Source organism: Gordonia oryzae (genome assembly GCF_003797185.1).
Taxonomy (GTDB): Bacteria; Actinomycetota; Actinomycetes; order Mycobacteriales; family Mycobacteriaceae; genus Gordonia; species Gordonia oryzae.
The window spans coordinates 188986-209397 of record NZ_RKMH01000003.1 but is presented as its reverse complement, the minus strand read 5'-3'; the positions used below and the strand labels follow the sequence as shown (position 1 = coordinate 209397).

At 68.1% G+C, this 20412-nt stretch carries 20 protein-coding genes; 18 read left to right on the top strand and 2 right to left on the bottom strand.

Annotation, left to right across the window (positions count from 1 at the left end):
• From glmM to tsaD, 14 genes are all read left to right on the top strand, one after another.
• Entirely contained in the window at positions 1-1329 is a 1329-nt protein-coding gene (glmM, locus tag EF294_RS05160) for a phosphoglucosamine mutase (RefSeq protein WP_123926301.1), read from the top strand.
• A 13-nt stretch (positions 1330-1342) separates the two neighbouring features.
• Positions 1343-2038, top strand: coding sequence for an HAD family hydrolase (locus EF294_RS05155; RefSeq protein WP_123926298.1), 696 nt, complete (start codon positions 1343-1345; stop codon positions 2036-2038).
• A 168-nt stretch (positions 2039-2206) separates the two neighbouring features.
• Positions 2207-2581 carry a hypothetical protein gene (locus tag EF294_RS05150; protein WP_123926295.1) on the top strand — a complete coding sequence of 125 codons (375 nt, stop codon included), beginning with the start codon at positions 2207-2209 and terminating at the stop codon, positions 2579-2581.
• Entirely contained in the window at positions 2574-3635 is a 1062-nt protein-coding gene (locus EF294_RS05145; protein ID WP_123926292.1) for a hypothetical protein, read from the top strand. Before EF294_RS05150 ends, EF294_RS05145 begins: the two co-directional genes overlap by 8 nt.
• Positions 3632-3892, top strand: a complete 261-nt coding sequence (locus EF294_RS05140) for a hypothetical protein (protein WP_123926289.1) — start codon at positions 3632-3634, stop codon at positions 3890-3892. The genes EF294_RS05145 and EF294_RS05140 overlap by 4 nt, the downstream gene beginning before the upstream one ends.
• 10 nt (positions 3893-3902) lie before the next feature.
• Positions 3903-4844 carry a dienelactone hydrolase family protein gene (locus EF294_RS05135; RefSeq protein WP_123926286.1) on the top strand — a complete coding sequence of 314 codons (942 nt, stop codon included), beginning with the start codon at positions 3903-3905 and terminating at the stop codon, positions 4842-4844.
• Positions 4845-4850: 6 nt separating this feature from the next.
• The gene (gene glmS / locus EF294_RS05130) at positions 4851-6713 is read left to right on the top strand and encodes a glutamine--fructose-6-phosphate transaminase (isomerizing) (protein WP_123926283.1); all 1863 of its coding nucleotides are present in this window, start codon (positions 4851-4853) and stop codon (positions 6711-6713) included.
• A gap of 15 nt (positions 6714-6728) precedes the next feature.
• Positions 6729-8180, top strand: a complete 1452-nt coding sequence (locus EF294_RS05125) for an NAD(P)H-hydrate dehydratase (RefSeq protein ID WP_123926280.1) — start codon at positions 6729-6731, stop codon at positions 8178-8180.
• 720 nt (positions 8181-8900) lie between these two features.
• Positions 8901-10073: an alanine racemase gene (gene alr / locus EF294_RS05115; protein ID WP_123926277.1), complete on the top strand. Its 1173-nt coding sequence runs from the start codon at positions 8901-8903 to the stop codon at positions 10071-10073.
• Entirely contained in the window at positions 10067-11194 is a 1128-nt protein-coding gene (locus tag EF294_RS05110) for an alpha/beta fold hydrolase (protein ID WP_123926274.1), read from the top strand. Before alr ends, EF294_RS05110 begins: the two co-directional genes overlap by 7 nt.
• On the top strand, positions 11191-11637 hold the full coding sequence (tsaE, locus tag EF294_RS05105; protein ID WP_123926271.1) for a tRNA (adenosine(37)-N6)-threonylcarbamoyltransferase complex ATPase subunit type 1 TsaE: 447 nt from the start codon (positions 11191-11193) through the stop codon (positions 11635-11637). The genes EF294_RS05110 and tsaE overlap by 4 nt, the downstream gene beginning before the upstream one ends.
• 29 nt (positions 11638-11666) lie before the next feature.
• On the top strand, positions 11667-12425 hold the full coding sequence (gene tsaB / locus EF294_RS05100) for a tRNA (adenosine(37)-N6)-threonylcarbamoyltransferase complex dimerization subunit type 1 TsaB (protein WP_123926708.1): 759 nt from the start codon (positions 11667-11669) through the stop codon (positions 12423-12425).
• Positions 12422-12955, top strand: coding sequence for a ribosomal protein S18-alanine N-acetyltransferase (rimI, locus tag EF294_RS05095; protein WP_123926268.1), 534 nt, complete (start codon positions 12422-12424; stop codon positions 12953-12955). Before tsaB ends, rimI begins: the two co-directional genes overlap by 4 nt.
• Positions 12952-13995, top strand: coding sequence for a tRNA (adenosine(37)-N6)-threonylcarbamoyltransferase complex transferase subunit TsaD (gene tsaD, locus EF294_RS05090; protein WP_123926265.1), 1044 nt, complete (start codon positions 12952-12954; stop codon positions 13993-13995). Before rimI ends, tsaD begins: the two co-directional genes overlap by 4 nt.
• Before the next feature lie 15 nt (positions 13996-14010).
• On the opposite strand, the gene EF294_RS05085 is transcribed toward tsaD, so the two are convergent.
• Positions 14011-14472, bottom strand: coding sequence for a MarR family winged helix-turn-helix transcriptional regulator (locus EF294_RS05085; protein WP_123926262.1), 462 nt, complete (start codon positions 14470-14472; stop codon positions 14011-14013).
• 98 nt (positions 14473-14570) lie between these two features.
• Between EF294_RS05085 and EF294_RS05080 the strand changes: the two genes are divergently transcribed.
• From EF294_RS05080 to groL, 3 genes are all read left to right on the top strand, one after another.
• Positions 14571-16175, top strand: coding sequence for an MFS transporter (locus tag EF294_RS05080; protein WP_123926259.1), 1605 nt, complete (start codon positions 14571-14573; stop codon positions 16173-16175).
• A 174-nt stretch (positions 16176-16349) separates the two neighbouring features.
• Complete coding sequence (gene groES / locus EF294_RS05075) at positions 16350-16649, top strand: co-chaperone GroES (RefSeq protein ID WP_006334733.1); 300 nt, start codon at positions 16350-16352, stop codon at positions 16647-16649.
• 299 nt (positions 16650-16948) lie between these two features.
• Entirely contained in the window at positions 16949-18565 is a 1617-nt protein-coding gene (gene groL / locus EF294_RS05070) for a chaperonin GroEL (RefSeq protein ID WP_123926256.1), read from the top strand.
• A 133-nt stretch (positions 18566-18698) separates the two neighbouring features.
• Here groL and EF294_RS05065 read toward each other — a convergent pair whose 3' ends face one another.
• On the bottom strand, positions 18699-18995 hold the full coding sequence (locus EF294_RS05065) for a WhiB family transcriptional regulator (protein ID WP_006367568.1): 297 nt from the start codon (positions 18993-18995) through the stop codon (positions 18699-18701).
• 450 nt (positions 18996-19445) lie between these two features.
• On the opposite strand from EF294_RS05065, the gene EF294_RS05060 reads away from it, so the two are divergent.
• Positions 19446-20318, top strand: a complete 873-nt coding sequence (locus tag EF294_RS05060; RefSeq protein ID WP_246007685.1) for a hypothetical protein — start codon at positions 19446-19448, stop codon at positions 20316-20318.
• Positions 20319-20412 lie beyond the last annotated feature (94 nt).

Here is a 20412-nt window from a genome sequence, read left to right as displayed (position 1 = left end):
TTGGCACGCCTGTTCGGAACCGACGGCGTCCGAGGCCTGGCCAACGCCGAGCTCACCACCGAGCTCGCGTTGCGCCTGGCCTCGGCCGCCGCGTTCGTTCTCGGTACCGCCTCCCGACCCCGTGCGGTGGTCGGCCGGGATCCGCGTGCCTCGGGCGAAATGCTGGAGGCCGCGGTCTGCGCCGGGCTCGCTGCCTCGGGTGTCGATGCCATCCGCGTGGGTGTCCTGCCCACCCCGGCCATCGCCTTTCTCACCGCCGACTACGGCGCAGCATTCGGCGTGATGATCTCGGCGTCGCACAATGCGATGCCCGACAACGGGATCAAGTTCTTCGGCGCCGGTGGCCACAAGCTCGACGACGAGATCGAGGATCGTATCGCCGCGGCGATGGACACCGAGTTGCCCCGCCCCACCGGTGCCGGTGTCGGCCGGCTCTCCGATGCGCCCGATGCGTCACAGCGTTATGCCCGGCATCTGGCCGAGGCGGTCGACGCGCGACTCGACTCGCTGACCGTGGTGGTCGACTGCGCCAACGGCGCGGCATCACTCATCGGCCCACAGGTTTACGCTGCTGCGGGGGCCACGGTCGTCCCCATTCACGCCGACCCCGACGGCATCAACATCAACGAGGACTGCGGCTCGACCCACATGGGGAAGTTGCAGGCCGCGGTACTCGAACACGGCGCCGACCTCGGGTTGGCCCATGACGGTGACGCCGATCGCTGTCTCGCGGTCGATTCCACCGGACAGATCGTCGATGGTGACCACATCATGGCGATTCTCGCTGCCGCGCTACACCGCCACGGATGCCTGCACGAGGGCGTGCTCGTCGCCACGGTGATGAGCAACCTCGGCCTACACATCGCGATGCGGGAAGCGGGAATCACGTTGCGTACCACCGCCGTCGGTGATCGCTACGTCCTCGAGGAACTCCGCCGCGGTGGGTTCTCGCTCGGCGGCGAACAATCCGGGCACATCGTCGTCCCGGCATCGGGCACCACCGGCGACGGCATCCTCACCGGTCTGCTGCTGATGGCGGAGATGGTCGAGAGCTCCTCGCGGCTGGCCGATCTCGCGGCCGTCATGACGGTGTTGCCGCAGGAACTGATCAACGTGCGCGTCACCGACAAGCACGCGGTCGCCACTGCGGCGGCGGTCACCGAGGCGGTCTCGGCCGCTGCGGCCGAGCTTGGTGATCGAGGTCGAATCCTGTTGCGCCCGTCCGGAACCGAGCAGTTGGTTCGCGTGATGGTGGAGGCGCCGACCCCGGATCTGGCACACACGATCGCCGCGCGCGTCGCCGACGTCGTCGAGACCGCCGGCGCGTGACGCACACACGGTCATGAGCGGTGTCCCGAAGGCGGTCCTGTTCGATTTCTCGGGCACGCTCTTCCGCTTCGAGGCACGTGACGAGTGGTTCGCCGGCCTCCACGATCAGCAGGGCCGGCCGCTGCACGTCGACGCGCAAGCCGAGTTGGTGCGCCGCATGACCCAGCCGGTCGGATTGCCCGCCGACATCCTCGACGATGACCGGATCGCCTGGGAGCGGCGAGATCTCGACCCCGTCCAACATCGGCGCGCCTATCTGGCGATGCTGCGCACCTCGGGGCTGACCGTGCCCGGCCATGCGGAATCGCTGTACGAGCGGGTACTCGACCCGCACTCGTGGGTACCCTTTCCCGACACCGCTACGGTCTTGACCGCGCTGTCGGCCCGGCGGATTCCCGTGGGCGTCGTCAGCAACATCGCCTTCGACCTCCGAAAAGTGTTGTCGCTGCACGACCTCGCCGATACCGTCGGCGCGTACGCACTGTCCTACGAGGTCGGTGCGATCAAACCCAATCCCCGGATCTTCCATGCCGCGCTCGATGTGCTCGGCGTCGCGGGCTACGACTGCCTGATGGTCGGCGACAGCGAGGAGGCCGACGGCGGGGCGCGGCGGATCGGTGCCGCCTTCGAACTCGTGCACGACCTCCCACCGCAGCAGCGGCCCACCGCGCTCGGTGACGCCGTCCGCGCGCACGGTATCGACCTCTGACGGTGCGACCGGTCCGGAGGCGAAAAGCCGCGCGTGTCGGCGCCCGATACGTGAGACTTGGGTGAGATGGGTGAAATCGGCGTGAGGGGAACCATGGGGACGTCGCGTGCGTCCAACCTCACGGTGGAGATCTCGATACGAGTGTGATCGGCAGGGGAGGGAGTCGGTGTGGAGCACGAGAGTGTCTCGGCCGAGGAGGCGACCGGGGTGACGTCGCGGGCCGGGGTGTCGGTCGACATCGACGAGGTGATCGCCGTCGCCGACTTCTATCGCAAGACCTCGCAGGTACTCGCGGTGGCCGCCGGCGACCTCGACGAGCATCGGTTCGGGACCTGGGCCGCCGACGATGAGGACCATGCCGAGCTCGCCGGTCGCTTCACCGAGATCAGCCGGGTGCTGACCGAACGGCTGCGTGATCAGTCGGAGTCGGCCACGGCGCTCTCGGCGCTCCTGACGCGCGGACTCGCCGCGATCGATGCCGCCGACGACGAGGCGGCGCGAGGTGTGTCCGCCGCGGCTGCGGGAGCTGATTCGGATGGCTGATCCGTCGGAAACACTTGTGGCACTTCGTGATCGGGCGATCGCGGGTGTCGAGGACCTGATCTCGGTGCTCGGTGCCGGTCGCGTCGTCGGGTTGGCCGTTCCCCCCGACGACGAACTCCGGGCAGTGCTGGCGCGGACCGGACGGCTCGACATCCCCGGATTGGCCGCCGACGCACGCCGGCTGGCTGCCGTGCACCGGGTGGTCGCCGACCAGATGCACCGGCTGCCCGAGCAGCAGGTACGTCTCGACCATGGCTGGTCGTCGGGTGCCGGAGCCGTTGCCGTCGATCTGGTGATCGAACACCAACGCCGCGCCGAGGCCGATCTGACGGTGGTGCGCTCGGTGGCAGAGGCGACGAGTGCCGCGGCAGCGGGCATCGATCAGATCTTGCGTACCTGGTATCGCACGGTGGCTCGGCTGTCGTCGCCGCTGGTCGCAGGCGTGCCGTTGTCCGAGCTCCCCGTGGCGGTGCTGACCGGTCGCGTCCCGCCCGCCGTGGTCGCCGCCGACATCGCCTCCCGGATCGCGCTGCTGACCACGACCGCACAAGCCACCCAGAGCGGTGTGCGGGCGATTCTGTCGATCCTTGCCCGATCCGCCGACGAGTGGGACCTGACGCAGCGCACCGAGGCACCGGCGCGGGTGCGAGTACCGGACGGCGACGGCGGTCCACCCGCCGAGAGGCGCGATGTCCCCGTCGAGGACAAGGCGCCGACGCCCGACGCCGCGCGACCCGTGCCCGCCGGACACTCCGCGCACGTCTCGGTGACCGATGGATCGCCCGCCCTCGAACCGAAGTCGAGTCCGGCCCCGGACGGCCCCGACGTACCGTTCACGCTCACCGCCGAGGAGGCCGATACAGGTCGGACCGGGCCGAGTACCCAGCCGGCGCCGTCACCGGACTCGGCCCCGTCGCCGCAAACCGACCCGTCATCGCAAGCCGCCTCGTCACCCCCAGCTGCCCCGTCACCCCCAGCTGCCCCGACACCTGCCCCGAATCCGGGGGGCCGGCGGGCCCCGGCGTCCGATCTGGCCCTGGCAGGTGATCAGTGAACGCGGCCGAGCAGATCGAACACCTCACCCGATCGACCATCGGGCGCCTGACCGCCGCCTCCCGCGAGTTCAGCGAGACCCAGCAGGCGCTGGTGGCCCGACTCGACGACCACCAACTCGCGCACCGCACCGAGGTGTCGCAACTGCGCACCGACCTGCAGACCGCTGCAGATGCCGCCGACAACGCCACGCCACGGATCATGCTGCCCGCCGACATCGCCGAGGCCAGTCCCCACGGCGCGGGCGCAACCGAATAGGCTGTTTCCCGTGTCCGGCAAGAAGCGATCCAGCAAGCCGTCCAAGCCACCTGCCAAGCAGTTCACGGCGCTGACGAGGCGCGGTCCGCACCGCGTGCTCGCGGGCAATCTGGGCATCGTCGGAATCGAGGGGCGAGTGTTCACGCCCGCCGAGGGCACCCGGTTACCGGCCATCGCGTTCGGCCACACCTGGCTGTCGGGCGGCAACCGATACCGGGATCTGGCCTACCATCTGGCCTCGTGGGGCTTCGTCGTCGCACTCCCGCAGGGGCAGCGCGGACTCATGCCCTCGGATGTGGGACTCGCCGCCGAGATGCGTTCGGCACTCGGTGTGGTCTGCAATGCGCCCCTCGGCGACGGCGGGATCACCGTCGACCCAGCGAAGGTCGGGTTCGCCGGACACGGCTTCGGCGCCGCGGCCGCGGTGCTCGCCGCCTCCGACGAGCTGTTGCTGGGTCAGGGACCGGTGCCGACGTCGGGTGTGGTGGCGATCTTCCCGGCCCCGACGACCGCAGTCCTGCCGGCCGCCGCGCCACGTGTCACTGCGCCCGGGCTGATCCTGGCGGCCGGAACCGAACTCGACACCTTCGACGCCAATGCCCGTCCGCTGGCGCGCGCATACGGCGGTGATGTGGTGTTGCGCACTCTGCCCGCCGCAACCAGCCGCGGGCTTCTCGAACGCCGCACCTGGAAGACGATCCTCGGTGCAAACGGGGCCGACAAGACCACACATCGGCAGGTCCGCGCACTGATGACGGGATTCCTCCTGCACACGGTTGCCGGCGACACCGACTATGCCGGGTTCGGTGACCCGCAGGCCGTCATCGGCAAGAGTGTGGTCATCGACCACACCGACGAGCCCGAACACGAGTTGGATCACATCTCTCGTCTGCTCGGCGCCAAGCCCCGCGAACAGCGTGGCCGGATCGCCCGCAGAATCCCGGTACCCTGACCTTCTATGTGTGGAATCGTCGGATATGTGGGAGGGCGTGACGCCCTTGACATCGTGGTCGAAGCGCTGCGGCGGATGGAGTATCGCGGCTACGACTCGGCGGGTGTGGCCATTCTCGATGGCCACGGGCACACCTCGATCGAAAAGAAGGCCGGGCGTCTGGAGAACCTGGACAAGGTAATCGCCGGCGTCGGGCGGGAGAAGCTGACGGGCACCACCGGGATGGGCCACACCAGGTGGGCCACTCATGGTCAGCCGACCGACCGCAACGCCCACCCGCACGCGAGCACCGACGGCAAGCTGGCCGTGGTGCACAACGGCATCATCGAGAACTACGCGCCGCTGCGTGACGAGCTCGAGGCCGACGGTATCGAGTTTGCCTCCGACACCGACACCGAGACCGCGGTCCATCTCGTCGAACGCGAGTATGTGCATGGCCCCGACGCAGGTGACTTCGTGGCGAGTGCCTACCGCGCATTGTGTCGTCTCGAAGGTGCGTTCACGCTGGTGTTCACCCATTCCGATCATCCGGGCACGATCGTGGCGGCACGCCGCTCGACCCCGCTCGTGGTGGGTGTGGGTATCGGGGAGATGTTCGTCGCGTCCGATGTGACGGCGTTCATCGAGCACACCCGCGAAGCGGTCGAGCTCGGCCAGGACGAGGTCGTGGTGATCACCGCCGACAGCTACGCCATCACCGACTTTGACCAGAATCCGCGGGCGGGTAAACCGTTCCACATCGACTGGGACCTCGCTGCCGCCGAGAAGGGCGGCTACGACTTCTTCATGCTCAAGGAGATCGCCGAGCAGCCCGCCGCGCTGGCCGATACCCTCCTCGGCCATCTCGAGGAGGGTCGCATAGTCCTCGACGAGCAACGCCTCACCGATCAGGACCTGCGCGACGTCGACAAGGTTTTCGTCGTGGCCTGCGGTACGGCCTATCACGCCGGAATGCTCGCCAAGTACGCGATCGAGCACTGGACGCGCCTGCCCGTCGAGGTCGAGCTGGCGAGCGAGTTCCGTTATCGGGACCCGGTTCTGGATCGCTCGACGCTGGTCGTGGCGATCTCGCAGTCCGGAGAGACCGCCGATACCCTCGAGGCCGTCCGGCACGCCAAGGACCAGAAGGCGCGGGTGTTGGCGATTTGCAACACCAACGGCGCGCAGATCCCGCGCGAATCCGACGCCGTGCTCTACACCCACGCCGGACCCGAGATCGGGGTGGCCTCCACCAAGTGTTTTCTCGCCCAGATCGCGGCGGCCTACATGGTCGGTCTGGCTCTGGCACAGGCTCGCGGGACGAAGTACGCCGACGAGGTCGCCCGCGAGTTCGCAGCGATGGAGCACATGATCGAGGCGGTCCGCGACGTCCTGGGCACGATGGAACCGGTGCGCGAGCTCGCTCACTCGCTGGCCCATCACAACACCGTGCTGTTCATCGGCCGTCACGTCGGGTTTCCGGTGGCGCTGGAAGGCGCGCTGAAACTCAAGGAGCTCGCGTACATGCACGCGGAGGGATTTGCAGCCGGCGAGCTGAAACACGGACCGATCGCGCTCATCGAGGACGGCGTGCCGGTGATCGTCGTGATGCCCTCACCGGACGGTCGTGCGGTGTTGCATTCGAAGATGGTTTCCAACATCCGGGAGATCCAGGCACGCGGGGCAGTCACCATCGTGATCGCCGAGGACGACGACGCATCGGCGAAATCCGTTGCTGATCACTTCATCCCGATCCCCAAGACGCCGACGCTGTTGCAGCCGCTGGTGTCGACGGTGCCGTTGCAGGTGTTTGCCGCCAGTGTCGCGCAGGCCCGTGGCTACGACGTCGACAAGCCTCGCAACCTGGCCAAGTCGGTCACGGTCGAGTAGGTCCGGGACGCGCCGATGGCGGTCAGTCACTTCACCGCCGAGGAGGTCCGGGCCGCCGAGCGCGCCACCGGGCACCTGCTGACCGACGGCACCTTGATGCGCCGCGCCGCGCATGGAGTCGCGCAGGTGGTTATCAGTGAATTCGCCCGTACGGGTGGATGTTACGGACGCCGGGCGGGCCTGGTGGTGGGTGCCGGAGATAACGGTGGCGACGCCTTGTTCGCCGGGGCGGAGCTTGCCCGCCGTGGTGTCGACGTGACCGCCGTGCTCCTTGCCCCCGGCAGGGCGCATCCGGCCGGGTTGGCCGCGCTACGGCGTCGCGGTGGGCGTATCGTTGCGGCACTGCCCACCGATCTTGACGTCGTCATCGACGGTGTGGTGGGCATCGGTGGGCGGGGACCGTTGCGCGACAACGCTGCCGAGGTGTTCGCGGCGCTCGGCCCGGGCGTGACCGTCGTCGCGGTCGACCTGCCCTCCGGCGTGGACGCCGACACCGGCGAGGTCCATCACCCCGCGGTGCGCGCTGATGTCACGGTCACCTTCGGCGTGCTGCGCAACGCGCACCTGCTCGCCGGACCGCAGTGCGGGCGCATCCATGTGGTGGACATCGGGCTGTCGCGAACGATTGGCCGGCAGGGCGGACCCTTACTGTTCTCGTTGTCGGACAACGAAATTGCTGAGGCGTGGCCGATTCCGGGCGTCCACGACGACAAATACACCCAGGGTGTCGTCGGCGTGATCGCCGGCTCGCGCCGCTATCCCGGCGCGGCCATCCTCGCCTCGGGCGCCGCCGTCGCCGCCACGTCGGGCATGACCCGCTACGTCGGTGCCGCGTTCGCCGAGGTCGTCGGGCATTTCCCGGAAGTGGTTGCGGTGCCGGATCTCTCCGATGCGGGCCGGGTACAGGCCTGGGTGATCGGGCCCGGCGTGGGCACCGACGCCGCCGCACTCGAGGCACTGCGCACCGTGCTGGAAACCGAGCTGCCCGTGCTCGTCGACGCCGACGCGCTCACCCTCGTCGCCGACCACAACGATCTCGTCGTCGGCCGTGATGCGCCGACACTGCTCACCCCGCACGCCGGCGAATTCGCCCGTCTCACCGGCGAACCGGTCGGCCCGGACCGGCTAACCGTGGTCTCGTCGCTGGCCCGGCGGTGGGGGGTGACCGTACTCCTCAAGGGACGTATCACTCTCGTCGCCGACTCCGACGGCGTTGTCCACGGCAACGACGCCGGATCGTCGTGGGCGGCCACCGCCGGCGCGGGAGACGTGCTCTCGGGGATCGCCGGAGCACTGCTCGCGGCCGGGCTCCCGCCGATCTGGGCCGGTGCCGCCGCCGCCCGGGTCCACGCCCACGCCGCCGCGCTGGCGGCGCGTGGTGCCCCCATCGGCGCGTCGGCACTCCTCGGCGCACTCCGACCGGCGATCCGAGAGTTGCTCGCCGGCTCTCGACCGAAAGGCTTGTGACCGAGAGGGCGCCGATCGTCGGTCGTGCGGTTCGCAGCAGTGTTGGCAGCCGCCCACCCCGGTATCGGCACGGGCAGAGTGACCACACCATTCGCGATCGCCGCGCCGACGAATTCGGTCGGTGGTCATCGGCCCGGTCGGGTCGAGGCGGGCCGTTCCATCCGGTGTCGCCGGGGGCCGCGAGATGAAGGTTGTGGCCACCAGCACCATTGCTGTCCGCGCGCCGAGGGTCGGCTGCACCCCGTGGACGGCCACCATGACCAGGACCGGCTGACACCACCGGCCACCGAGACCGGGGATCTCGGCGTGGAGGCCGCCACCCACGTCGCCGATCATGAACAGGACGTGTCACCGACGAGGTAGCCGACCCCGCCGCGTCACAGGCGATTCCTGCGCCGCGCGGCACCCTCTCGCGGGCGGTTGGCCCGGACTGTGACGGGCCGGATTCCCGACCGCTGACGTGGCCGGTGCCACGGCTGTGTGCACGGCGTCGAATCGGCAGACGTGCAAGCGCACGGAATTGCGAACGACGGGATTTTCCCCAGTCAAGTGCCCAGAGGGGCCGATGGCATGAGCGAATCTCCGCGGATGCCGACAGATCGCCGACTGTGGACACGGGGCTGCGCTGCGATCCACGGTGCGCCATGTGCGCGCCCGGTGGGGGCTACGCCGGCACACCGGACCTCGGCGGCCGACACAAATCTGGGACAATGGGCGGCGATGATCAACTCACCGCCGCCCGGCTCCGGGCATCACGGCTCGGCCCTGGCCGCCGTCGTCGACCTCGATGCCATCGCCCACAACGTGGGTGTGGTGCGCGAGGCAGCACGTGCGGGCGTGATCGCTGTGGTCAAGGCCGACGGATATGGGCACGGTGCGGTACGGGTGGCACGTGCGGCACTGGACGCCGGCGCGGCCGAACTGGGCGTGGCGGTGATCGGCGAGGGACTCGCGCTTCGTGCCGCGGGGATCACCGAACACATCACGTGCTGGCTGCACACCAACAGCGCGGACTTCTCCGCCGCCATCGACACCGACCTCGACCTCGCACTCTCGTCCCGTCGTCAACTAGCGGCCGTCCTGGAGGCGGCCCGAGATCGGGGCACCGCGGCCACGGTCACCGTCAAACTCGACACGGGTCTTGGGCGCAGCGGGGTAGCGCCGGAGGAATGGGCGGATTTCGCCGACGATCTCGCGAAGGCCGTCGCCGAGGACGCCGTCCGGGTACGAGCGCTGATGTGCCACCTCGCCCGAGGCGACGAACCCGAGCACCCGTTGAACTCGCTGCAGGCCGAGCGCCTCGACGAGGCGCGCGCCGACCTGGTTCGTCTCGGCGCGCCGCCGGAGGTGATGCACATCGCGAACTCTCCAGCGGCACTGACTCGTCCGGACCTCGCGCGTGATCTGGTGCGGCCCGGAATCGCCCTCTACGGTGGGTTGCCGATACTGGGACGTGAATTCGGATTGATCCCGGCGATGAGCTTGCGCGCCGAGGTGGCGTTGGTGAAGAGAATCCCTGCTGGACAGGGGGTTTCCTATAGTCACGTCTGGACCACCGAGCGCGACACCACGATCGCGGTGATCCCGGCCGGATACGCCGATGGAGTGCCACGACTCGCGTCGGGACGGTTGCGGGTCCGAATCGGCGATCGTGTCTTCGGTCAGGTGGGCCGGGTGTGCATGGATCAGTTCGTGATCGACCTCGGCCCCGACGGTGGCGGTGTGCGCGAGGGTGATACCGCCGAGTTGTTCGGCACCGGCGTCGGCGGCGGACCCACCGCGGCGGAGTGGGCCGAGACGATCGGCACCATCGACTATGAGATCCTCACGCGGATCGGCGGGCGAGCGCGCCGCGAGTACGTCTGTTCCCGGCGGCAGGAGGCGACGTGGTGAACTCCACCGAGCGTGTCGGCCTGGCAGCCGGACTCGCCGGGGTGGCGACCCTCGGCGGGCTGGCCGCCGCGGGAGCGGCACGCAGCGCCACTCGGCGTCGGATTCGACGGGGCCAGGACCCCTATCACGGCGTCGATTTCACCACGATGTACCAGGATCGGGCATCGACGGTGACCGCGGCCGACGGCGTGGAACTGGCGGTACGCACCGTCGACCTCGGCGGCCTCGAGCCGGACGAGACCCCGGAATTGACAGTGATCTTCGTGCACGGGTTCAGCCTGCGGTTGGCGAGCTGGCACTTCCAGCGCCATGCCCTGGCGCAGCTGTGGGCTGATCGCCGAATTCGCATGGTGTTCTACGACAATCGCGGTCATGGTCGCAGTGGCGAGGCCCCCGCGGACACGTGCACGATGCAGCAACTCGCCGACGACGCCGTCGTCATCCTGGATAGAACCGCTGCCAAGGGTCGGGTGGTGCTGGTCGGGCATTCGATGGGCGGGATGACATTGATGGCGCTGGCGCGCCGGTATCCGCAGCTCTTCGCCGCCGACGGCCGGATCGCGGGAGTGGCGCTCGTGGCGACCGCGGCCAGCGGTCTGACCGAGGCCGGACTCGGTCGGGGACTGCGTAATCCACTGCTCGACGGGTTCGCGGTCGCCGCCCGCAACACTCCGCGGGTCATCGAGGCCGGCCGCGACCTGACCCGGCTACTTCTCGAGCCGGTGCTCGTCGCTGCCAGCTTCGGCCCGGATTTCCACAGCCCGGCTGCCGGACGGGCGGTGGAGAAGATGATTCAGAACACGCCCATCGTGACCGTGGTCAACTTCCTCAACGCGCTGGAGCGTCATGACGAGTGGATGGGTGTTCCGGTTATCGCCCAGGTGCCCTCGGTGGTCGTATGCGGCGACGAAGACCGGATGACGCCATTGCGCAATTCTCTGCAGCTCTACGGCGAACTCGGCACCGACTCGCGGATGGAGGTGGTCGACGGCGCCGGGCACATGGTGCAGATGGAGGCACCCGACCGCGTCACCGACGCGATCGCCGACCTCGTCGAGCGCGCGCGTCCGGCCCCCCCGGCTCCGCGCCGTCGCTGGTGGCAGCGGAGGCCGCGCGCATGAGTGGACCGCAGACCCGCGATCTCCCCGAAGTCACCGACACCGAAATGTTCGGAGAAGAACTCGCGCAAGAACTTTCGTCTGGTGACCTGGTGATCCTGGACGGGCCACTGGGTGCGGGCAAAACCGCACTCGCGCGCGGCATTGGGCGAGGGCTGCACGTCGCCGGTCCGGTCTCCTCACCGACGTTCATCATCGCGCGCGAACACCGGCCGACTTCGGCGGGTCGGCCCGCGATGATTCACGTCGACGCCTATCGGCTCGGTGGGCTCGAGGAACTCGACGCACTCGACCTCGACACCGACCTCGCCGACGCCGTCGTGGTGGTCGAGTGGGGCGAGGGGGTGGCCGAACGTCTGGCCGAGCGACATCTGCTGATACGTCTGGTCCGCGACCCCGACACCGACGTACGCCACGCGAGTTGGGAATGGGTGAATCACCGATGAGCACACCGGAATCGACACCGTCAGCGCAGATGGCCACCGGCGCCCTGGCAGGTGAGAGCTCTCCACCCGGGCGCACCCGAACCGTGCTCGTGATCGACACCGCCACCGACACCGTCGTCACCGGGATCGGCCGCATCACGACGACGGACGGGGCTCCCGAGTGCCGTGTGTCCGCCACCCGCGTGGTGGCCGACGGGCGTCGCCACGCGGAGATCCTGACCTCGCTCATCGCCGAGGTACTCGAGGAATCAGGCGTCGGCCGCGATGGCATCGACGCGGTGGTCGTCGGAACCGGGCCCGGGCCGTTCACCGGCCTGCGGGTGGGCATGGCAACCGGCGCCGGATTCGGTGACGCCCTGGATATTCCGGTGTTCGGCGTCTGTTCGCTCGATGCCATCGCACACGATGTGGGTCGCGTGAGCGCGCCGGGCGCCACGGTGCTCGCGCTCACCGACGCGCGCCGCCGTGAGGTGTACTGGGCGCTCTATCGCGACGGCGGGCACACCCGCACGCGCGGACCTGAGGTGAGCGCTCCCGGCGTCGTCGCCGAAGTTCTCTCCGACTCGGGTGTCGACGCGGTCGGCGGGTCGGCTGCCCATCTACGCCAGAGTGGTTGGGGTGGTGATGATCCGGCGATCACCGTACCCTCGGTCGCCGGACTGCTCGGTGCGGCTGCGATCGCGGTGACCGGTGGGCAGAGTGTGCCGCCACTCCTTCCGCTCTATCTGCGCCGACCCGATGCGGTGGAACGAAAAGACCAGCAACACAAGAAGGTCGGCGCGTCGTGACCACCGTTGTGCCGATCATCGATGCTCTCGGCCACCGCGACATCCCTCGTTGCGCCGCCCTGGAGAAGGAGATGTTTGCCGGCGATTCACCCTGGCCGGCAACGGCTTTCCGGGCAGAGCTGAACGCGCCGTACAACCGCTACTTTGCGATCCGGGACGAGCCCGGTGGTGCGGTGGCCGGCTACGCGGGTATTTCCACCCTCGGATCCGAGGGCAGCTTCGACTGCGAGATCCACACGATCGCCGTCGCGCCGACCCACCGCGGACGCGGTTATGGCAGGGCATTGCTCGATGCGCTGCTCGAGGTCGCCGACTCCGTCGACGCACCGGTCTTCCTCGAGGTGCGCGTCGACAACGTCACCGCGATCGCGCTCTACGAGCGCAACGGCTTTGTGAGGTCGGGCGTGCGGCGCGGCTACTACCAGCCGTCGGGTGCCGACGCCTACACGATGATCCGTCCGTCGGCCTCCGGTCGGGCCGGCGTCGACGAGTCACTGGATTCGGCAGGCAAGGGTGGGCAGCACGCATGATCGTGATGGGTATCGAGAGCTCCTGCGACGAAACGGGAGTCGGGATTGTGCGCTGGGAGCCGGGCACCGACGAGCCGGGTCGGGCAGTCCTGCTTGCCGACGAGGTGGCCTCCAGCGTCGACGAGCATGCCCGATTCGGGGGAGTGGTCCCCGAGATCGCCTCCCGCGCACACCTCGAGGCAATCGTGCCCACCATGCGGCGGGCTCGCGCGGCGGCCGGGATCGATCGGCCCGATGCCATCGCGGTCACCATCGGCCCGGGTCTGGCCGGGGCCCTGCTGGTGGGGGTGGCGGCAGCGAAATCCTATGCGCTGGCCTGGGATGTCCCGCTGTATGCGATGAATCACCTCGGCGGACATGTCGCGGTCGACACCCTGGAGCACGGACCGATGCCCGAATGCGTGGCCCTGCTGGTCTCCGGCGGGCACACGCACCTGCTGCACGTCACCGACCTCGCCGAGCCGATCGTCGAACTCGGTACCACCCTCGACGATGCCGCCGGTGAGGCGTTCGACAAGGTCGCCCGCCTGCTCGACCTCGGTTTCCCGGGTGGACCGGCGCTGGACGAGGCTGCGGCGCGCGGGGACCGGGAAGCGATCGCCTTTCCTCGGGGAATGACCGGGCCCCGCGACGCGCGCTATGACTTCTCGTTCAGCGGGGTCAAGACGGCGGTGGCCCGCTATGTGGAGAAGTGTCGACGAGACGGCGTCGAGGTGTCGATCGCCGACGTCGCGGCATCTTTTCAGGAGGCGGTCGCCGACGTGTTGACGTTCAAGGCCGTACGTGCGTGCGGTGATCTCGGCGTCGACACTCTCGTGCTTGGTGGCGGGGCGACGGCCAACTCGCGTATCCGCTCTCTGGCGCAAGAGCGTTGTGCGGCAGCGGATATCACGCTCCGGGTACCCACGCCGCGTCGATGCACCGACAACGGGGTGATGATCGCGACGCTGGGGGCCCACGTCATCGCCGGCGGTGCACAGCCCTCACCCTTGACGGTGGCGACCGATCCGGGGATGAGTGTGCAAGTCCCGCAGTTGTGACAACGGGGTGCTGCTTCAGGTGGTGGTGAACGAGCCGCCGGATACTTCGGGGCACGTCACACACTGCTCGGCGAGGATTCGACGTTGTGTCGGCCGGGCATCGGTGTACCGTCGCGCTCCCTCGTCGGTGAGAGCAGCGACGACCGACCGTCGGTCCGTGGCGCACATCGTGCGCTCGACGAATCCGTCCTTGTCGAGTCGGGCGACCACTCGCGACAGTGCGCTCTGCGTCAGATGCACCTGCCCGGCCAGATCGCTCATTCGTAGGCTGTGATCGGCTGCGCCCCAGAGGAGTTCGAGGACCTCGAATTCACTGGAGGATAGGTGGTGCAACGACTGGAGTTCGCGGTCGAGGGTGCACTGGATGCGGTGGAAGCGGACCGAGAGATCGTGCCATGCGGCGGCGAGTTCGTCGGTGCGGTCGTCGTTGACGGGCACGGCTTCGTTCGTCGCGTCGCCTTCCGCCGCCGTGCTCATGGCGGCACTATATCACTGACGCTACATTTTATGCGAGCAAAAATAATGTGACAACAAATAATGCGGCCACATTAGATGCACCTGCATATAGTGTCGGCATGGCATTCACAGATCGCAAGGCGGGTTCCCCGGTCGTGCCGGGACGCAGGGAGGCGCCACGCGCGCCGCACGACGAGTCGCCGCTCGACCGGGCCAAGCATGTCGCGGCCGGCCATGTCACGAGTAGTGCGGGCTGGCCTGCGCGGACCTGGATTCTGCTCGTCGTGCTCGCGGGAGCGTTGTTCCTCGACGGGCTCGACGTGTCGATGGTCGGCGTCGCACTTCCCTCGATCGGCTCCGATCTTGGCATGGGGCAGGGCGAACTCCAATGGATCGTCAGTGGATATGTCCTGGGTTATGGCGGTCTGCTCCTGCTCGGCGGCCGGGTGAGCGACCTCCTCGGACGGCGCCGCGTCTTTCTCGTCGCGCTCGGCGTCTTCGCGGTCGCGTCGGTGGCCAGCGCCGTCGTCGATATCGACATGCTGATCGTGGCACTGCGATTCATCAAGGGCGTGGCGGCGGCGTTCACCGTGCCGGCCGGGTTGTCGATCATCACGACCACCTTCGCCGAGGGGCCGGCGCGCAACCGCGCGCTGAGCATCTACACCGTCTGCGGAGCCAGCGGCTTCTCGCTCGGTCTGGTCTTCGGTGGACTGCTCACCGAGTGGTCCTGGCGGGCCACCCTGATGTTCCCGGGACCGGTCGCGATCGGACTGTTCGTCGCGGGACTGCGGGTCGTCCCGCGCGGTGAGCGGGTCGCGTTCGGCTGGGCGCAGTTCGACGTCCTCGGCGCGGCGACGAGCACGAGTGCGCTGCTGCTGCTCGTGTTCGCGGTGGTCCGGGCTCCCGAGATCGGGTGGGCGTCGACGGCCACCATCGGTACCTTCGTTGCCGCGGCCGTGCTGGCCGTCGCGTTCCTGGTCATCGAGATCCGGCACCGACATCCGCTCGTGCGACTGGGCATCTTGCGGTCGTACCTGCTGGTACACGCCAACATCTCCGGTGCGCTGATGTTCGGCGGGTATGTCGCCTTCCAGTTCGTCGTCACCCTCTACCTGCAGGACTCGCTCGGCTGGACCCCGCTGGCCATGGCCCTGGGCTTCCTGCCGGCCGGGTTGATCGTCGCGGCCAGTGCGACCCGGATGGACCGGGTACTCGACCGCGTGCCCACCCCGTTGCTGATCGCGGTCGGATTCGCGGCCTTCCTCGGCGGATACCTCTGGTTCGCACGAGCCCGGCCCGGCATGGGCTACGTGGATTTCCTGTTGCCGACCATCGTGCTCCTCGGCATCGGTTTCGCTCTCACGTTCCCGTCGGTGACCTCTCAGGGGACCGCGGGCGTCGACGACGACGAGCAGGGGCTCGCGTCCGGGTTGGTCAACACCAGCGTGCAGATCGGCGGAGCGGTGATGCTCGCCGTGGTGACCGCCGTGCTCTCCAGCTCGGGGGAGCACAATCGACCCGGTGAGTTGCTCGGCGGGATGACTACGGCGATCTGGCTGGTCAGCACGCTGTCGGTGATCGGCTTTGTCGGCGCGGTGGCGGTGAGTTGGTTTGGTCGACGCGACGCAGTCGCGGGTGGAGGGCGGCCGGACGAGCCTGCAGCGCCGTCGGCCGCAGCGGTGCCGGAGGTGTCCGTTCCGCAGCCGTGTGCCCACTGCTGAGAATTTTGCACCCGCCGCCCTTGAGTGCTGGCACTCGCATGTATAGAGTGCCAATAGGCACTGTGTTGTGAACCTCGGCACCCGCGACGACGAGGTTTGTGGCAGAGCCCCCAATGCAGGTCAACTGCAACAAGTACATCCACTTCTCGAACGAGAAAGTTGAGGACTGACATCGTGGCGAGCGTGAACATCAAGCCGCTTGAGGACAAGATCCTGGTGCAGGCCGTCGAGGCCGAGACGACCACCGCGTCGGGTCTGGTCATCCCGGACACCGCCAAGGAGAAGCCGCAGGAAGGCACCGTCATCGCAGTCGGTGAGGGACGGGTGACCGAGCAGGGCAACCGTGTCCCGGTCGACGTCAAGGAAGGCGACACCGTCATCTACAGCAAGTACGGCGGCACCGAGATCAAGTACGCCGGCGAGGAGTACCTGATCTTGTCGGCGCGCGACGTGCTCGCGGTCATCGGCAAGTAAGAGCGCAACGCGTTAGAGCGACACGAGAATTCGTGAACCTCTCTCCGCCCCGGTGCCCTTTGGGCCACCGGGGCGGAGTTGCCTGACCGCATCGGTCACCGCAGAACCTCTCATTCCCGACCCCGCGTTTCATCCCGACCCCGCGTTCGTATCGCTGCCTGACCTGTCGTGTGTGCGCCGCCCCGCGATGCAGGAGAAGGCGGCGAGGAGCGCAGCGACAATGCCGCCGCCGACGAAGAGCGGGGACAAGAGGCGCACACCCGCGACTCGCGGAGCGATCGCAGAAAGTACAGAAACCCATGTCCAAGCAGATCGAATTCGATGAAAAGGCGCGCCGCGCGCTCGAACGCGGCATCAATCAACTCGCCGACACGGTGAAGGTCACGTTGGGGCCTCGTGGCCGCCACGTGGTGCTCGCCAAGGCTTTCGGCGGGCCGAGCGTCACCAACGACGGTGTCACGATCGCGCGTGACGTCGATCTCGAAGATCCCTTCGAGAATCTGGGCGCGCAGCTGGTCAAGTCGGTTGCCACCAAGACCAACGACGTGGCCGGGGACGGCACCACCACGGCGACGGTTCTGGCGCAGGCAATCGTCTCGGCGGGTCTGCGCAATGTCGCTGCCGGTGCGGGTCCGATCGCGCTCGGTGCAGGCATCGGCAAGGCGGCCGACGCGCTGAGCGCCGAATTGTTGCGGACGGCGACACCGGTCGAGGGGCAGAAGGCGGTCTCGCAGGTGGCCACCGTGTCCTCGCGCGACGCCGAGATCGGCGAGATGGTCGGTAAGGCGATGGAGACCGTCGGCGTCGACGGTGTCGTCACCGTGGAGGAGGGTTCGGGCCTGAGTACCGAACTCGACGTCACCGAGGGTGTCCAGTTCGACAAGGGTTATCTGTCGCCGTACTTCGTGACCGACGCCGATGCACAGGAAGCCGTCCTCGAGGACGCGCTGGTGTTGTTGTACCGCGACAAGATCAGCTCGCTGCCGGACTTCCTGCCGCTGCTGGAGAAGATCGTCAACGCGGGTAAGTCGGTGCTGATCGTCGCCGAGGACGTCGAGGGCGAGCCGCTGTCGACCCTCGTGGTCAACTCGATCCGCAAGACGATCAAGGCCGTCGCGGTGAAGGCCCCGTTCTTCGGTGACCGTCGCAAGGCGTTCCTCGAGGATCTCGCCGTGGTCACCGGCGGGACCGTCATTTCCTCCGACATCGGGCTGAGCCTGGCGACCGCCGAGCTGGATCTGCTGGGTTCGGCGCGGCGCGTGGTGGTCACCAAGGACACCACGACGATCGTCGAGGGTGCCGGGACCGCTGAGGCGATTGCCGATCGCGCCGCCCAGTTGCGTCGCGAGATCGAGAACAGTGATTCCGACTGGGATCGTGAGAAGCTCGCCGAGCGGCTCGCGAAGCTGTCCGGTGGCATCGCGGTCATCCGGGTCGGAGCGGCCACCGAAACCGCGCTCAAGGAGCGCAAGCACCGCGTCGAAGATGCGGTGGCCGCGGCCAAGGCTGCGGTCGAGGAAGGCATCATCGCCGGTGGCGGTTCGGCCATCGTGCAGGCCGCCAAGGTGCTCGACGCTCTCGCCGACTCGCTGCCCGGCGACGAAGCGCTCGGCGTGCGGGTTGTTCGCGAAGCGGTCAAGGCGCCGCTGTTCTGGATTGCCACCAACGCCGGTGTCGACGGAGCGGTCGTGGTGAACCGGGTCGCCGAGTCCGGTGCGGGGGAGGGCTACAACGCCGCCACTCTGACCTATGGCGATCTGATCGCCGAGGGCATCATCGACCCGGTCAAGGTCACCCGCTCGGCGGTCGTCAACGCGGCTTCGGTGGCCCGGATGGTTCTCACCACCGAGACCGCGGTCACCGACAAGCCTGAGCAGGCTGCCGAGGCCGGTCACGGTCACGGACACGCGCACTGACGGTCGGTCTTCTTTACGACGGTTCTTCACGACGATGCCGGGGTGGTCACCATCTGGGTGACCACCCCGGCATCGTCATGTCACTCCGATGGAGTTGGGGAGGCTGTCGCGCCTGGCCGTGGCTGGTGCGCTCTCAGCTCGCGATGCGGCGTCCGACCCCGCGCTTCATCAGCATGCTGCGTTCGGATTCCGACAGTCCGCCCCAGATACCGTACGGCTCGGCCACCGCGAGTGCGTGCTCGCGGCACTGGGCGATCACCGGACACTGATGGCACATCTCCTTGGCGCGCCGTTCACGCTGAGCCCGGGCCCGGCCGCGTTCGCCGTCGGGATGAAAGAACATCGACGATTCGACACCACGGCACAGGCCGTGCATCTGCCAATCCCAGACGTCGGCGTTCGGGCCGGGAAGGTGGTTCGGTGCAGGCATGGCAGCATCTCCTTCTGCAAGGGCGTGGACTCGCGTAGACCTTGTGGGCGTCGAGTCGCTACGTGATCCGACGGTGGGCGCCGGTCTGGAGTTCATGACGGTCGTTGTCGTTTCCGGCGGCGCAAGAGAACAGTAAGCGGGCCCGAGAAACAACGTCAATACCGTCAATCAGTGGGAAATGATCGAAAAGATTCCGCCATTGTTAACGCAGTGTTAGTGAGACTCTCGGTGCTAGCACAGCCGTGTCGACCGGTGTTGCGCGGGTGTCCTTGGCCTGCGTAGATGCGGTGTGAGCAGTACGTATTGACGTGTCTTGGAGGAAATGAGAGGACGTGGAGAAATGGTGTGCTGCGGCCGGCCAAGATATTCGATTAACCCGACGGAAACCGTCACGTCATCGACCGTTGATGCCGTCGAGATTTTTAACAATTGTGTCGCCGGGTTAAATTCATGCTAACTGGAACGCCGGACGGTGATGCAGGACACGTCGTCGCGCGTGATGAGCGCGTGCAGAGGTGGTGTACGGCAGTCGAGACCGGAGGGCTCGGGTACGGTGCGGCGGCGTTGACCGCGCTGGCGGAGTTGGTGGCCGACGCCCGGCGTGCCGGCGACGCCCCGATGGCGGCACTCGCCACTGGTACCGCGGCGTCTCTGTACCGACAGGCGGGTCGTCACCGCGACGCCCGTTCCCTGGATTCGCGCGCGCTGGCATACGTCGATGCCGCCGGCGCGTCGCCGTCGCACGGTACCTCGCGGTGGACTCGCGCCGCCCTGGTCGACACCCTCGTCAATCTCGCCGCCGACAATCTGGGGTTATCGCGGTTCGGGGTGTCGCATCGACTCCTCGAACGGGCCGATGTGGTCCTCGGACGGCCGCAGGACCTGGGCGAGGGTCCATGGTTGTCCGACGCGCGGTGCCGGCTCCGACTGCTCTGGGTGCGTGCGGAGTGGGCTCTGTACACCGGAGACGCGAAGCGCGCGGTCGAGGTTGCCGAGCGAGCGCAGGCACGGCTCACCGACCGCGTGGAACAGGGAAGCGCGCGACATCGGATCAAGACCGGGCTGGTTCTCGCGGCCGCGCGCGCCGGCGCCGGGCAGACCGAGCACGCACGAGAGGACGCCTCGAAGGTATGTGAACGGGCTGCCGAGGCGGGTCTGCTTCCACTGTGCTGGGCGGCGTCATTGCTGCTGCAAGGACTCGGCGACGCACCGTATTCGGGACCCGGCGGTCAGGTGCATTCGACCGGCGCCTCCGTCGACGATCTGCATCGACTGCTGGTCGAGCGCGGCATGCCGTTCGTGACGTCGGCGAACGATCGCTAAGGTGTTTGGGGTTCGCCGCGCCCGCATCGCAGTTCCCGAGCAGGGCGGCGCCGCTGTTCAGGCCGTCATGGCACCACATCGGACCAGGTGAGGT

Bases quoted from the DNA above. Each gene is read 5' to 3' on its own strand.
- EF294_RS05155 (WP_123926298.1), top strand. From the start codon at position 1,343: ATGAGCGGTGTCCCGAAGGCGGTCCTGTTCGATTTCTCGGGCACGCTC.
- EF294_RS05145 (WP_123926292.1), top strand. From the start codon at position 2,574: ATGGCTGATCCGTCGGAAACACTTGTGGCACTTCGTGATCGGGCGATC.
- glmS (WP_123926283.1), top strand. From the start codon at position 4,851: ATGTGTGGAATCGTCGGATATGTGGGAGGGCGTGACGCCCTTGACATC.
- EF294_RS05125 (WP_123926280.1), top strand. From the start codon at position 6,729: ATGGCGGTCAGTCACTTCACCGCCGAGGAGGTCCGGGCCGCCGAGCGC.
- alr (WP_123926277.1), top strand. From the start codon at position 8,901: ATGATCAACTCACCGCCGCCCGGCTCCGGGCATCACGGCTCGGCCCTG.
- tsaE (WP_123926271.1), top strand. From the start codon at position 11,191: ATGAGTGGACCGCAGACCCGCGATCTCCCCGAAGTCACCGACACCGAA.
- tsaB (WP_123926708.1), top strand. From the start codon at position 11,667: ATGGCCACCGGCGCCCTGGCAGGTGAGAGCTCTCCACCCGGGCGCACC.
- tsaD (WP_123926265.1), top strand. From the start codon at position 12,952: ATGATCGTGATGGGTATCGAGAGCTCCTGCGACGAAACGGGAGTCGGG.
- EF294_RS05085 (WP_123926262.1), bottom strand. From the start codon at position 14,472: ATGAGCACGGCGGCGGAAGGCGACGCGACGAACGAAGCCGTGCCCGTC.
- EF294_RS05080 (WP_123926259.1), top strand. From the start codon at position 14,571: ATGGCATTCACAGATCGCAAGGCGGGTTCCCCGGTCGTGCCGGGACGC.
- groL (WP_123926256.1), top strand. From the start codon at position 16,949: ATGTCCAAGCAGATCGAATTCGATGAAAAGGCGCGCCGCGCGCTCGAA.
- EF294_RS05065 (WP_006367568.1), bottom strand. From the start codon at position 18,995: ATGCCTGCACCGAACCACCTTCCCGGCCCGAACGCCGACGTCTGGGAT.
- EF294_RS05060 (WP_246007685.1), top strand. From the start codon at position 19,446: ATGCTAACTGGAACGCCGGACGGTGATGCAGGACACGTCGTCGCGCGT.